This window comes from Dyadobacter linearis (genome assembly GCF_907165045.1).
Classification (GTDB): domain Bacteria; phylum Bacteroidota; class Bacteroidia; order Cytophagales; family Spirosomataceae; genus Dyadobacter; species Dyadobacter linearis.
In genome coordinates this window covers 118,482-132,981 of record NZ_CAJRAU010000004.1, presented here as the reverse complement: position 1 = coordinate 132,981, position 14,500 = coordinate 118,482, and the positions used below count along the sequence as shown (strand labels likewise).

Annotated in this window: 13 protein-coding genes; 6 read left to right on the top strand and 7 right to left on the bottom strand. The window is 46.7% G+C overall.

Annotation, left to right across the window (positions count from 1 at the left end; genetic code table 11):
- Positions 1–18 precede the first annotated feature (18 nt).
- Entirely contained in the window at positions 19–1,473 is a 1,455-nt protein-coding gene (locus KOD92_RS15105; RefSeq protein ID WP_215234417.1) for a peroxiredoxin family protein, read from the top strand.
- Positions 1,474–1,507: 34 nt separating this feature from the next.
- On the opposite strand, the gene KOD92_RS15100 is transcribed toward KOD92_RS15105, so the two are convergent.
- Together KOD92_RS15100 and KOD92_RS15095 are read right to left on the bottom strand one after the other, a co-directional pair.
- Positions 1,508–2,767: a sensor histidine kinase gene (locus KOD92_RS15100; protein WP_215234416.1), complete on the bottom strand. Its 1,260-nt coding sequence runs from the start codon at positions 2,765–2,767 to the stop codon at positions 1,508–1,510.
- On the bottom strand, positions 2,764–3,441 hold the full coding sequence (locus tag KOD92_RS15095) for a response regulator transcription factor (RefSeq protein WP_215234415.1): 678 nt from the start codon (positions 3,439–3,441) through the stop codon (positions 2,764–2,766). The genes KOD92_RS15100 and KOD92_RS15095 overlap by 4 nt, the downstream gene beginning before the upstream one ends.
- A gap of 163 nt (positions 3,442–3,604) precedes the next feature.
- On the opposite strand from KOD92_RS15095, the gene KOD92_RS15090 reads away from it, so the two are divergent.
- Genes KOD92_RS15090 through KOD92_RS15075 form a run of 4 tightly spaced genes read left to right on the top strand, consistent with a single transcriptional unit; the run spans position 3,605 to position 9,984 of the window.
- Positions 3,605–5,038: a TolC family protein gene (locus KOD92_RS15090; protein ID WP_215234414.1), complete on the top strand. Its 1,434-nt coding sequence runs from the start codon at positions 3,605–3,607 to the stop codon at positions 5,036–5,038.
- A 5-nt stretch (positions 5,039–5,043) separates the two neighbouring features.
- Positions 5,044–9,399 (top strand): efflux RND transporter permease subunit, encoded by a 4,356-nt coding sequence (locus KOD92_RS15085; RefSeq protein ID WP_215234413.1) that lies wholly within the window; start codon positions 5,044–5,046, stop codon positions 9,397–9,399.
- 53 nt (positions 9,400–9,452) lie between these two features.
- The gene (locus KOD92_RS15080; protein ID WP_215234412.1) at positions 9,453–9,746 is read left to right on the top strand and encodes a type II toxin-antitoxin system HigB family toxin; all 294 of its coding nucleotides are present in this window, start codon (positions 9,453–9,455) and stop codon (positions 9,744–9,746) included.
- Between the two features lie 7 nt (positions 9,747–9,753).
- Positions 9,754–9,984 (top strand): hypothetical protein, encoded by a 231-nt coding sequence (locus KOD92_RS15075; RefSeq protein ID WP_215234411.1) that lies wholly within the window; start codon positions 9,754–9,756, stop codon positions 9,982–9,984.
- Positions 9,985–10,038: 54 nt separating this feature from the next.
- Here the strand turns inward: KOD92_RS15075 and KOD92_RS15070 are convergent, their stop codons facing one another.
- Positions 10,039–10,614 carry a DUF4136 domain-containing protein gene (locus KOD92_RS15070; RefSeq protein WP_215234410.1) on the bottom strand — a complete coding sequence of 192 codons (576 nt, stop codon included), beginning with the start codon at positions 10,612–10,614 and terminating at the stop codon, positions 10,039–10,041.
- A 206-nt stretch (positions 10,615–10,820) separates the two neighbouring features.
- Complete coding sequence (locus tag KOD92_RS15065) at positions 10,821–12,188, bottom strand: Gfo/Idh/MocA family protein (protein WP_215234409.1); 1,368 nt, start codon at positions 12,186–12,188, stop codon at positions 10,821–10,823.
- A gap of 132 nt (positions 12,189–12,320) precedes the next feature.
- Here KOD92_RS15065 and KOD92_RS15060 point away from each other — a divergent pair, with 132 nt between their 5' ends.
- Positions 12,321–12,773, top strand: a complete 453-nt coding sequence (locus KOD92_RS15060; protein WP_215234408.1) for a DUF6934 family protein — start codon at positions 12,321–12,323, stop codon at positions 12,771–12,773.
- A 192-nt stretch (positions 12,774–12,965) separates the two neighbouring features.
- On the opposite strand, the gene KOD92_RS15055 is transcribed toward KOD92_RS15060, so the two are convergent.
- The 3 genes from KOD92_RS15055 to KOD92_RS15045 form a co-directional block, all read right to left on the bottom strand.
- A complete protein-coding gene (locus KOD92_RS15055) occupies positions 12,966–13,253 on the bottom strand; it encodes a type II toxin-antitoxin system RelE/ParE family toxin (protein ID WP_215234407.1) in 288 nt (95 codons plus the stop codon).
- Entirely contained in the window at positions 13,253–13,486 is a 234-nt protein-coding gene (locus tag KOD92_RS15050) for a hypothetical protein (protein WP_215234406.1), read from the bottom strand. The genes KOD92_RS15055 and KOD92_RS15050 overlap by 1 nt, the downstream gene beginning before the upstream one ends.
- A 64-nt stretch (positions 13,487–13,550) precedes the next feature.
- Positions 13,551–14,483, bottom strand: a complete 933-nt coding sequence (locus KOD92_RS15045; RefSeq protein WP_215234405.1) for a sugar ABC transporter substrate-binding protein — start codon at positions 14,481–14,483, stop codon at positions 13,551–13,553.
- Positions 14,484–14,500 lie beyond the last annotated feature (17 nt).

Below are 14,500 nucleotides of genomic sequence, written 5' to 3'. Positions count from 1 at the left end.
CTGTTATCAAACCAAAATATGAGAAAAATTACTGTACTGATACTCACACTATTCAGTTGCTACACATTCGCGCAGAACACTGCGACGATTACACTTTCTATTTCCAAGCAGGGTCCGGTCAATGTCACGCTGATCAGCGAGAATGTTCACTTCCACCCCAATCTGGGCATCGGGCTTGCCGACGCTGAACTCGAACCGGTTATGGCCGTGAACTTCGCCGAGAAAGCTAGTGAAAAAGCGGTTATCCAGCTCAATAAGCCACAAATGATGCGCCTGCAATACAGTGGCAACGGGCTTAACAAAACCTGGATGCTCTTTATGCAGCCCGGCGACGATCTGACCATCAACTTTGCCGAAAACAACGATATTACTTTTAACGGCAAGAATGCGAATTACCAGACTTTCCTGAAAAATTATTTTCTCGAAAACCAATACCAATACCTGCCAGTTTTCGGTTATAAACCATCTCAGATCGACAATAAAAGCGTTTTGGCGCAAAGTGATAGTCTGAAAAAAGTGAGATTGGAGGCTTATGAAAAGTTTAAGACCGCCAATCCGTCCGTCCCTGCATTTGAAGCTTATGTATTGGCTACTACCGCCACCGAGCCCGCACTTACCCGCAGGCTGATACAGGAACGCATTATGCGCAGGAACAGGGTGACCAAGCTCGACGATGCGCAACGTAAAGAACTGGAAGACGCTACTTTGGCCGATTTCAAGATCATGCCCGACGATGCATTGCTGAGCCAGGCTTACCGAGACGAGCTGCGCAACTGGGCGTTAATTCCATCTACCCGAAAATTCCCGCTGGCTTCGGAAACGCGTTATGAGATCAGCCCGGATGCACTGAAAGACGTTTATGCATTCAGCAAGACGCAACTGGCCGAATATCCGAAGCAAAAAGAATATCTGCTCACTTACTGGCTCAACTACGCAGCTACTGCGATACCAACCGTGGAAACTGCCAAATCGCTGCTGGAAGATTTCAAGACTACATTCCCGCAATCACCTAACACAGAATACATTACGAAGCTGATCCAGACCAAAGAATCGTTGCAGCCTGGCGACGCTCTTGCGGATGTCACGCTGCTGGCGCCAGATAGCAGTGCGGTTACCGTCGCTTCTTTGCAGGGCAAGCCGGTTTGCATGGTGTTTTCATTTAGCATTGGTCAGCACGAGCCGGGCATGAAGGCTTTGGAGGATAAATTCGGCGCTAACGTGCAGTTTGTGTACGTGTTAGTCTCACCCGGCATTCCCCTTTCAACTTGGAAACAATATGTGAAGGAGCGCCCGAATGTGAAGCATTTGTGGGCCTCGGACGAAAATATTGAGGTTCTGAAAGAGAAATATGCGATCGATATCAGGTACCCTTTCCTGGTTGCCGATTCGGGTGGAAAGATTGTAAATCGCTGGATCCCGCAGGAGTTTCCGGATAACAAAACGCTCGCCGCAGAATTGCAGAAAGCGAAATAATAGTTGGCGCGGAGATATTCTCCGCGCTATTTTTTTATGCAAAAACCCTGATACTATGCAGCGAATCGACATTTCGGTAGTCGATGTGCAGCTCATAATTATCACAAATTTGCTTCACGATCGCCAGCCCCAGACCTACCGATTCAGCCTGCGCCGATTCTTTCTTGAATCTTTCAAACAGCCGCCCGGGATCCGCCTTCAATTCGTGCCCTGTATTGCTGATCACGAAGTAGTTAGCTCCTGTTAAAATCGTAAGTTTTCCGTCGTTATAATTGTGCTTGATCGCATTGCTTACCAGGTTTGTGACCATTATTTCCGCAAGAGCCGGGGATATTGTTTTCACAAAACTGCCTGTCGATTCAGTATGTACCATAATATTTTTGTGCGTGATAATATCTTCAAAATCTTTCAGCCTGGCTATGATCAATGCAGCCAAATCAATAGGTTCCTGATCCGTAAACTGCTGATTTTCAATTTTAGCCAATAATAAAAGTCCCTGGTTGAGCCGCGACATTCTGCGGGCAGCGTGGTAGATTTCCTCGATCCAATGCGTCTGGTTTTCGCTAAGATCCTGTGATTGAATAAATTGCTCGACCCGGGCATTGATCAAAGCCAGCGGCGTTTGTATTTCGTGGGATGCATTTTCAGTAAACTCCCGCAGACTTTTATAATCGTGCTGCATTTTGGAAGCCATTTTCACCATTACTTCATCCAGCTCATTGAATTCGGAGATCTCACTGCTTTCAAATTCCAGCTTTTTATCCTTCGTCCAGTCAAAATTCTTGATCCTGGCGAGCGAATCGTAAAATGGCCGCCACAATTTGCCCGAAAGATTTCGCTGAAAAAAGAACATACTGATCATCAAAAGCGCCAGAAAAGTGACCATCGCGGCAGAAATAGCCTCGATCAGCTTGTAGGATTCCACAATAGATTTCCGGATCGCGACGCGGTAAGGTGAGCCGCCGATCATCGTGTAGAAAGTAAGCTGCCGGAAAGGGTCCATACTCTGCTCGTACCGATTGTAGATCAGCGTGTCGGTGAAAGTCGCTTCGTTTTCAAATTCTCCAAATACAGGCACCACTTCAATTTTATTTTCAACAAAATAAGAGTTGTTAGTCCACGTGTTGTTGGTTTGGAGGTAAGTCTCAAAATCGCGCTTTTCGACCATTAACCGGCTTTCCACCTCATCATAGATCATAAATGTGGTGATCCAGTAAAATGCAACACCGACGGCTACATATATAACAAGCGAAGCGAGCAGGTAAATCCGACTGGTTTTTTCGAGCAGTTTCAAGGCGCGGTGAATTTGTAGCCTATGCCGTAAATCGATTGAATATAGTCCTTCCCACCTTTTTCGAGGATCTTGCGCCGGAGATTTTTGATATGCGAATACACCATATCAAGCGAATCCGAAGAATCCATGTGATCGCCCCACAAATGCTCGGCGATTGCTTCTTTGGTCAATGCGACATCGATATTTGACAAAAAATAAAGCAGCAGATCGTATTCTTTTCGGGATAGTACCGTGTCTTTTTCATCAATAAAAACCTTCCTGGAAGGCAGCTGAACGCGAATTTCTTTCCAGACCATATCATTATTCCCGCCAAAATTCCGCCGTCTGATCAGCGATTTCACGCGTGCATTCAGTTCTGACAAGTGAAATGGTTTTGTCATATAATCGTCCGAGCCAATTTCCAGCCCTTTGATCTTGTCTTCCAGGGTATTACGCGCTGAAATAATGATGATACCGGTCGCTGCGGCTATCTTTTTCAAAGTTTGGACGATGTTAAAACCGTCGCCGTCAGGCAGCGTGAGGTCCACGATCGTGCAATCGTATTGGTACAGGCTGATCTTTTCGTCGGCCTGCCAAAATGTATTCGCGACTTCGCACACAAATCCTTCCCGTGAGAGGTAATCTACAATGCTTTCCGCCAGCCCCTTTTCGTCTTCGACTACTAATACTTTCATTTCAGTGAATTCGTGTGCGCCAAAAATAGCTCCCGAATCTGGAAACATTTAGGAAGATAATAATTTATCGCACAGCAGCTTGCTATCCACGCTTTTCCCAAATGTTTCCAGAATTGGCCAATAGTTTTGACCAAAAATAATTTACCGGAATAGCCCGCATCCTATGTATCGACTCCGTTTCAATCAAATTCCGCCCGGCCAAAAGCCTGCTCCCGTTTTCAAAAACGTCTGGAAGCTGGTCGCCGTTCTTCTTTTTTTATTCGTAAATGCAAATGCCCAGCAAGTGCAGTTGCAGGATCTTCTGGAAGAGAGTAAACAAAATTTTCCGTTTCTGAGGTCAAAACAGGCTGAGATCCGCAGTGCCGAGAGCCGCGTGAAGGCTGTTAAAACGAATTATCTGCCTGCATTGATCGTGCAGCATCAATACACATTCGCTACTGATAACAGTGTAGCCGGAGCTTTTCTGCCCAATGAAGGCAGCGCAATTTCTCCCTCCGGCGGTATTCGCCCCGAGAACATTTATACCGGAACATTCGGCAGTTTCACGACCGCGCTGGTCGACTGGCGCGTTTTCAATTTTGGCAAGGTAAAAGCAGAAGTGAAGTCTGCAAAAGCCGATCTGAGCCGCACACAGGCAGATTATGAGAATGAGCTTTTCCAGCATCAGGTCAGAGTGATCGATGCATATCTCGTTCTTTTAATTAATCAGAAACTCGTTGAGGCGCAGCGGCAAAACTTGCAGCGCGCGACCGTTTTCAAGAATGTCACCGACGCGGCTGTGAGCTCGGGGATGCGTCCGGGCGTAGATAGTTCGCTCGCCGCGGCAGAATTCGCAAAAGCGCGGCTGACCTTGTTGGAAAGTCAGCGTTCGGAAAAGTCGCAGCAGCTGAGGTTATCCGAACTGACGGGCGAATTGCGCGATAGTATCCAGGTAGACAGTATGGGATTTTATTCCAGATTACCTGTCCCAACGGGAGCCGAAGATGCTTTCCTGAAAAATCCTGCATTGCGTTTTTCGCAAGCCCAGCTGGATGCGTCGACGGCTAGGAGCCTTGCTATTAAAAGATCTTTTCTGCCCTCCGTTTCACTGACCGGCGCTGGCTGGGCGCGGGGTTCGGGGATTTCTAATAAAGACGATTCCTATCATACCAGTTTCGCGAGCGGGGCTAACTATCAGGTTTACAATTATTTGTTTGGGCTTTCCACCCGCTGGAACCTTACCAGTATTGCCCGGGTCAGAAATGACTACAAGAGCGAGCAATTTCAGGTAGAGCGGTTTAAGGAAATTTACCAAACCCAAAAATTACAGCTCGACCGCCAGTCGCGTGAGGCTGAGATACAATTACAACTTTCCATGGAGCAGGCACGGCTTACTCCGGTTCAGCTCAATGCGGCGCAACGTGCTTTCAATCAGGCAGAAGCAAGGTACCAGAGCGGACTAACCGACCTTTTCACATTGGCGCAGAGTGTCAATGCATTGAACCGCGCGGAGGTAGATAAGTTCGTCACCAACGGAAATGTTTGGCGCTCGCTGCTCATGAAAGCTGCTGCGGCGGGAGATATCTCCATTTTTTTAAATCAGGTAGAAAATAAATAATCCTTATGTATCAACTCATTCGAACCGCACTCCGGCAACCGATTTCCATTGTCGTGGTCGTAATAGGAATTCTGTTCTTTTCAGTGCTGTCGATCCGCAGCATTCCGGTCGACATTTTCCCAAATCTGGATTTACCGACAATATATGTAGTGCAGCCTTACGGAGGTATGGCGCCCGATCAGATGGACGGTTTCATCGCTACGCGCTACCAGGACCACTTTCTGTACGTTTCGGGTATCCGGGATGTAGATGTGAAAACGATCCAGGGATTGTCGCTGATCAAACTTTCTTTTTACCCGGGAACAGATATGGCGCAGGCGGCGGCCGAGGTTGCCAACAATGTGTCGCGGGCGAAAGCGTATATGCCCGAGGGTACGGTGCCTCCGCAAGTCGTGCGCTTCGACGCGAGTTCGGTGCCGATCGGGCAAATGGTTTTTGAAAGTTCTTCGCGTTCTCTGAATGAGATCCAGGATTTTGCCTCGTCGCGGGTTCGTCCTATGTTCAGCCGGATTGAAGGTGTTTCAAGTCCGCCGCCATTTGGTGGTAACCAGCGCACGATCGTGATCCGCGTAGATCCCGAGCGTATCAGAAGTTACCATTTGACGCCCGAAGAGATCATTAAATCCATTATTACCAACAACCAGCCTTCACCGGCGGGTAATATCAGAATGGGCGACCGGACTTTGATGACGCCGGTTAACTCGCTGATCAAGAAACCCGAGGATTTCGCCAATATCCCTATCCGCGTTGGCGCTGGACCTACCGTTTTTGTCCGCGATGTAGGTACTGTGGAAGATGGCGCTGATGTGACGGTGAGCTACGCATTGATCAATGGTCGCCGTGCAGTTTATATTCCTGTTGTTAAAAAATCAGATGCTTCCACGCTGGATGTGGTGAACAATATCCGCGCTGCATTGCCGCAGCTGCGCAATGCAGTTCCGGAAGATGTGAAGATCTCTTACGAGTTTGACCAGTCGGTTTATGTTACCAACTCGCTAAAAAGCTTGATCACAGAAGGTATCCTCGGCGCATTGCTCACGGGTTTAATGGTACTCCTATTCCTCCGCGACTGGCGCAGTGTGATTATCGTGATCGTTACCATTCCGATCTCCATTCTTTCGGCTGTGATATTGATGAATTTGTTTGGACAAACAATCAATATCATGACATTGAGCGGCCTCGCACTGGCTATCGGCGTACTGGTCGATCAGGCGACGGTGACCATTGAAAACATCCACCAGCATCAGGAAATGGGCAAACCTAAAGAACAGGCTATCTGGGATGCTTGTAAGGAAATTGCATTCCCTGAATTCCTGATTTTGCTCGCAATTCTTGCTGTATTTGCGCCCTCGTTTGTCATGAGCGGTATTCCGAGATCCATGTTTTTGCCGCTTTCACTGGCGGTAGGTTTCGCGATGATCGCCTCGTTTTTGCTTTCCCAAACATTGGTACCAGTTTTGGCCAACTGGCTTTTGAAAGACCACCCGCACCACGAAGCGCCCACTTTGGCACTGGATAACCGGGAAGTTAACGACGTGATCGAAGAAGGTGCGCATCCTTCATTGCCTCCTACCGGTTTTGAAAAATTCAAACTCAGGTACCTCAATTTCCTCTCGGGTATTATGAACCGGGGCAAGCTGGTAGTGCCGGTATATCTGGTGGGAACAGTATTGCTGATTGTAGGCGGCTTCCTGCTGATCGGGACGGATATTTTACCAAAAGCCAATAGTCACCAATTTCAAATGCGCCTTCGCGTACCCGACGGAACGCGCGTGGAGCGGACTGAACAGGCTACATTAAAGGTACTGAACCTGATCAAATCGGAAGTGGGCAAAGAGCACGTGGAAATCTCGTCCGCGTACGTGGGAACTGTGCCTTCCAGCTATGGTACCTCCAACATTTTCGTGTTCAACAGCGGCCCGCACGAGGCGGTATTGCAGGTTTCGCTGCATGAGGATTTTCCTGTAAAAATGGATGCATTGAAGGAAAAACTACGCGAAAGGATTGGAAAAGAAATCCCGAATCTGGCTATATCCTTCGAACCGATCGAGCTGGTGGACAAGATAATGAGCCAGGGCGCGTCGACGCCGATCGAAGTAACTGTGGCGGCGAAAGATGTGGAAGAGGCAGGAAGATTTGCCAAGAAAATTCAGAAAGAAATGAAGCAGATCGCATTCCTCCGTGACGTGCAGATTGCGCAACCGCTTGAATATCCCGTGCTGGACGTAAAAATCGACCGTGAGCGGGCAGGACAGCTTGGCATTACCTCGACGCAGGTAGCGAGGTCGATGGTTGCAGCTACTTCTTCCAGCCGTTTTACGGATAAAAACCTTTGGCTCGATGATTCAAAAGGATTGGCGTATCAAGTGCAGGTTCAGATTCCGGAATATCAGATGACTTCTGTGGAAGATATTGGAACCATCCCATTGAAAACGGGCGTAAGTAACCCGCTGCTGGCCGATGTAGCCACTTTTTCCGAAAAAACTGCTCCCGGTGAATACGACCGCGCCGGCCCGAATAGGCTGGTAACGGTCACTGCCAACATTCACCAAAAAGACCTGGGAGCGGCATCAGCTGCTGTTCAGAATGCAATCAAAAATGCGGGCGAGCCTCCGCGTGGGGTTTTGGTTGAGCTGAAAGGACAAACTGACTTGCTAACCGAAACACTGAGCAGCTTGCAAACCGGACTTTTGATCGCAGTTGTGATCATGTTCCTGCTGCTTGCGGCTACTTATCAGTCCTTCAAACTGTCGCTGGTAGTTTTGTCTACGATTCCGGCGGTTGTTGTTGGGTCAATCGGCTTACTGCTGCTAACCGGCGCGACGCTGAACCTGCAATCTTATATGGGACTGATCATGTCGGTCGGCGTATCGGTTGCAAATGCCATTTTGATGGTGACCAATGCAGAAAATCTGCGCTTGAAATTGCAGGATGCAGCAAAAGCGGTAATGCTCGCAGCCGGAAGCAGGATCCGGCCGATCCTGATGACAAGTATTGCGATGATCGCGGGTATGGTACCCATGGCGTCGGGAATGGGAGAAGGCGGTGACCAGATTGCGCCGCTTGGTCAGGCTGTAATTGGCGGGTTGATTGCGTCTACATTGGCTTCACTGTTAATCCTGCCGGCTGTGTTCACGATGGTACAGCGCAAAGCTTCCGTCCATTCTGTTTCCCTTGATCCTGAGGATCCTGAAAGTAATTTCTTCAAAAAACTTCAAACATCCATTTCCATGAATACCCTAAAATCTCTTCTAATCATTCTGACGGTTACCATCGGAATGAGCGCGTGCAGTTCAGAGGCAGAAACAAGTAAGAACCACGAGCAAAAAACCGAACAACCTGCTGCTGTGGAACTTGCGGAGGTACAAAGTCTGAAACCGGCCAAACAAATTGCATTGCCGGGCGAACTGAAACCGTGGAATAAGGTAAGTATTTATCCAAAAGTGAAGGGATTTATCAAAAACGTGAATGCAGACCGGGGAACAATGGTGCGGAAAGGTCAGGTCCTGGCGGTTCTGGAAGCGCCTGAAATACTCGCCGAGCTAAGTCAGGCGAAAGCGCAGGTAATCGCTGCCGAAGCAAATTTGCATGAAGTAACAACGAAATACCAAACCAGCGCATTGACATATAGTCGCTTGGTAAGGACCAACAAAACAGAAGGCGCCGTGTCGCTCAACGAACTGGACATTGCCAAAGCAAGAGTACTAACCGACAGCTCCGCCACTGCGGTAGCCAAAGGAAACGTGCAGGCCGCCAAATCTTTTATGGAAACAAAGGCCGAATTAGCGAGATACCTGACAGTTACCGCCCCTTTCGACGGAATCGTAACCGAGCGGAATATTAGTCCGGGCGCATTGGTGGGGCCGGGTGAAAGTGCGGCAAAGCCTTTGTTTATGCTGGAAGACAACACAAAACTGCGCCTTACTCTGGCTATTCCAGAAAATCTTTCCAGTGCGATCCCTACAAAAGGCGAGGTAAATTTCACAGTTTCAGCCAGTCCGGAGAAAAAGTATACCGCAGTTTATGCCAGAAGTTCGCGGACTTTATCAGAAGAACATCGTGCTATGATCACGGAATTTGATTTTGTCAATAAATCAAATGAGCTGAAAGCGGGCATGTACGCACAGGTTTTACTGAATACTGAAAGATCGGCAAATACCCTGTTTGTACCTGTTACTTCGGTAGTAAGTTCCAGCGAGCAGGTTTTTGTGATCCGTGATAAAAACAAAAAAGCAGAATGGGTTCCGGTAAAAAGAGGAACTGTTGTAGACACGCTGGTGGAGGTATTTGGCGACCTGCATGCGGGCGACCAGATTGTGAAAAAGGCTTCGGAGGAGTATCGCAATGGGGAGAGTTTGTAGTTTTTCACGAAACGATTTTTGTCGCTATATTTGTTTGACTATCACACACATCAATGAATGTTATCAGCTTCAAAATTCTGAGGGAGTTTTACATTGAACATCCTGACGGTAAAGTTTACCTTACCTCTTGGTTCAAGACGGTTCGAAAAGCGCAGTGGAAAGATTTTAATGCGGTCCGAAAGGATTTTCAAAGTGCTGATATGATTGCTGACAACAGAATCATATTTAATATCAAAGGAAATCATTACAGACTGATTGCCCGCGTGAATTTCGAATACAAAAGAGTCATGATCAAGTGGATAGGATCGCATGCCGATTACGACAAAATTAATGCTGCGAAAATTTAATGCTGACATGGAAACGAGAGAAATAGAAACGGAAGAGGACTACAATCGCATTATAGTACGCATTGACGAACTATTCGATGCACCAGCTGGCTCGTCAGAAGCTATTGAGCTGGAAATGCTGGTTTCAATGGTGAACAAATACGAATCAGACCATTATCCCATCGATGAACCTGATCCGATTGAATATGCTAAAATCCGAAAAGAAGAAATGGAGCCAAGAGTTCCCGTAGTACATTAACCAAAGCGAGCCGCTCGATTGAGCGGCTCGCTTTCATTTTAATCCAGCACCAAATTACTTCCTGCTATACGTATCCTGCGTCGCTTGCGGGAAAGTTCTCAGAATATCGGTCATGGTATTTTTAACCATTGTTTCGCGATCTTCTTTTTTGGTCGGAGCTTTCACTTTACCGGAAGCCCAACCTTGCCAGATCATCTTGTCGCTATTTTTCTGATAAATGTTCAGGATAAAGCGACTTTCCTGGTAGTTGTAGGTAGAAATGTTGTTACCACCACCATACCACCACATGTAAGGCGAGTACATGTTATTGGAGCGAACCTGCTGACGGTCTTTCACGTCCGTCATGAAACGAACGATCAGCTCAGGGCTTTGCTGGTCGTATTTGTAACCTTTCGCTTCCATTACCTCTTTTACTGCATCCCCCAACCTTCTTCTGTTCAGTTCGCTGCCCAGTAACGGATCACTTTCCATATTGTGTTCCGCCTCTACCTTGAACGTTTTGAACTGCTTTAAATTAACGGATGAATCGTAATCGTAACTTACCTGAAGCGCCTGGCTGCACGCCATGATCAGCACTCCCGCCACTACCGCAATGCCTGCGGATTTCATCAACTTCACTATGTTTTTCATCTTTTGATTGAACGTTTAGTTTAACAATATATCTGACAGTTTCCGAGGGTAAAAGGTTTAAAATGGTCGGAAAACAATCTATAAACTCCTTTTTTATCAAATTGTTATGTCGCTTTATAAATTTCATACCAGCAACAAAAAAGCGCCCGGGTTTTGCCGGACGCGATGCACTGGAGTATTCGGGGACCACAAGCTTTTAAATCAAACTAAACGGTTTTATAGTCGGGATGAATGTAGGGGGAACGGTACTCACGCGCCAACAATGCGGTCGCTTCTCTATCCCCAACAATTTCGCGTTTAACAGGATCATAAACAAGCGACCTGCCGGTTTTCATAGAGAGATTTGCGAGAATACAGCTTGCGGTAGAAATGTGACCTTCCTCAATATCTGCCACCGGCTTACTGCTCTGATCAATCGCACTCAGAAAATCGAGCATATGTAGTCTTGTCGCTGGCGCGGCATTGAGTTCTATCTTATCTTCTTTCAAATCTTCCGGATACTTTTCTTTTTCGTAAACCACATCCTTATGGATTTTCTCGCCTTTACCTTGCGGAATGAAATCGTACGCCATGGTACTCGCCCAGAGCGTGCCTTTTTCGCCATATAATGTAAATGACCACGGGTAATCGGGATTGTTCGGCGCTCCCCACGTGCGATGCTGCCACACACAATTTAGCCCATCATATTCAAAAATAGCTGACTGGGTATCGGAAATATTGGACTTACCTTCCTTCTGAACGTAAATGCCACCGGTTGAACTGATTTTTTTCGGCCAGCCGAGTTTTAGCATCCAGCGAACCGTATCAAACATGTGCACGCACATATCTCCGGTAATGCCATTTCCATATTCCATGAAAGTCCGCCACCAGCGAACGTGCGGTATTCCGTCGTAGGGCCGAAGTGGCGCCGGTCCTGTCCATTTTTCATAGTCCAAAAATGCAGGCACTGCTTCCACAGGCGGATTTCCATTGTTGCGCATATGGAAATAGCAGCACATTTCTACGTGCGATATCTTACCTAACAGACCAGCGTCTACAATATTTTTCTTGGCGTCAATCAAGTGGGGAGTGCTCTTGCGCTGCGTTCCTACCTGTACCACTTTTTTGTATTTACGCGCGGCAGCCACCATCGCTTCACCTTCCAGCACATCCACGCTGATCGGCTTCTGAACATACACGTGCGCGCCGGCTTTCACAGCGTCGATCATCTGCAATGCGTGCCAGTGATCGGGCGTACCGATCAGGACAATGTCCATTTCATTCTCAGCAAGCATTTTCTGATAATCTCCGTAAAGCTTTGGTACCTTCCCCGATTTCTGCCGCTGACTCACGAGTTTACCTGCTTCATTTAACTGATTTTTATCCACATCACAAAGCGCCAGTACTTCAACGGGAGCCACCTGAATCAACCTGAACAAGTCACTTTTTCCATACCAGCCTGTACCTATCAAACCTACCCGAAGTGTTTTAGGCGGATTAATAAGGTCCATCCCTCTTGCTCCAAAACTGGAAAGCGCCAGGGCCGCAGTTGCACCATGCAGAAAATTCCGGCGGTTGATATTGAAATTGTTCATGTAAAAGTCTATTGGTTCAAATCTAAAACGATGCTTCTAAAAGCACGAGCGTAGCCGGATTTTACTTTATATAAAATACCTTGTTACCATTTGCGGAAACTGACGTCTAAAGCTATATAACAAGAACAGCCATTGAAGTCAGACATTTACGCATTCACACACGACGAGTCGTGCTGTTATTTTGAATTTGTGAGCAAGGGGAGTTTGAAGACAGACAGGAAGGTTGTGATCTATTCGCCGGTGGCGTCAAATTTCAATCAATATAACCTGTTTCTAGGTCATCTTTTAGCAGACGGAGACTTATGCGATCTAACGATCACTAACAATGGTGATTTAGAGACTATCATGGCGACTGTAATTCGAACGGTAGCCATTTTTCTAGGCAAGTACCCGATGAGATCAGTCTATTTCACCGGTAGTACTCCTGCAAGGATCAGGCTTTACCGGGTGATTATCAGTCGGGAATTTTTGGATGTCACGAAATATTATGAAATTTATGGAATCATGAAGGACGAACCGGAGCCTTTTCAACCGAATAAGAGGTACGTTGGATATTTAGTAAAGCTTAAACGCACATTAAAATGAACGTAATAGACAAATCCAAGAGACGAATTCCAAGAGAAGTGATTACTTATCCTAGTCTCGAAGCCGCTGTGGAAGCAAAATTGAAACTTGTCCGTGAACAGCTAAAAAATGTGAATTTTTCGTCTCTGGATAGGGATAGAGAGTAATTCGACTCCTAAAACTCCCTGAGACTAGAAGAAACATTTTGCTACTCTACCATTTTGGATTCTGATAGGTGCTGTACACCGATAGTATCAACACAGTACCTGCTTCTTTATCTGCCGTAAAATGAATAAGAAAGGGGAATTTCCAAACTCCTGCACATCGAATTCCATTGTACCGTACTTCATACATAAATGGATTATCTGCAATCTTCTCAATAGTGCTTTGCACCTGGTGAGCAAATCGGCTTCCCAAACCCGTTACCTTTTCGTTGTAGTAATGGGCGGCGGCTTCTATATCATCAAGTGCGTGTGGTGAAACTAATATCTTAAAAGTCATTAACTAATTAATTTTTCAATTCGCTCTTTGGCTTGTGTCCAGCTAATCAGGGTTTCTGGACTTGTCTTGGCCTCTTTTAATCGAGCTAAAACTGTTTCCTTCTGCCAATCGGCTATTTCGATGGTGGATTCATTTTCGGAAGCAAAGACCTCTATTGCATCAACCTTCTCCAAATCTTCAATCAGATCGGCTGCATAGTCTTTCTTTACCTTAATATGATAAGTGATCGCCATAGTCTCAGATCTTTAATGTGACCTTCATTTAAAGATAATAATTAAAACCGCCAACAAGGTTACCCTACTTTAAAAACTCCCCCACATTCTCCTTCGTCACCAGCTGAAAAGGTATTAATACCTCTTTATCAAACGCCTCCTTTTTTGCTGCTTTTACTGCTGTTTCAATTGCTTTGCTGCCTTGCTCTTTGGCATTTTGGAAGATTGTTGCGTCCAAAGTACCTTTTTTCACGGCCTGCAATGCATCGGGGATCGCGTCTACGCTTACTACGATCACTTTGTTTTTTAGACCGGCTGCTTCCAGCGCTTTTACAGCTCCCATTCCCATTTCGTCATTATGTGCGAAAATGGCGTTGATCTTTGAACCGTAAGATTGGATCCAGTTTTCGGTGAGTGACATTCCTTTTGCACGGTCCCACTCGCCGGTCTGCTCGGCTAGCAGTTTTAAACCAGGATTTGCTTTCAATATTTCTTTAGCTCCATTGTCCCTTTTAAGCTGCGCGGCCTGACCCATAAAACCGTGCATTATCAATATATTCCCTTTTCCGCCCAACTTTTCCGCCAGATACTTCATCGCAATGCGAGCCGATTCCGTATCGTCCGAGCCGACGAATGCGGTTGGTTTTGCAGAAGTTTCTGAGTTTACATTGATAATAGGAATATTTGCCGCCATCGCCAGCTTCACTGCCGGAGAGCTGGCTTCTACTTCACAAGGATTCATGATAATTGCATCAACTCCCTGAGCTATAAAGCTTTCCACCTGCTCCACCTGCTTCAACGCCGAACGTTCCGCGTCAACTGTGATCAGGTCCACATCCAGTTCCTTAGCCTTCGCCTCCATTTCATCACTCACATTCACGATAAATTCATTCTGCATGCTCAGCATAGTAGCGCCAACGACCAGCTTTTCCCCATCACCTGACCCTTTCTCTGAAGTTTGATTACAGCCCGAAAGAAGAGCAGTTGCGATAAGGGTACCAAAAATTGCATTTTTCATAAGGCAGTCAGCATTCG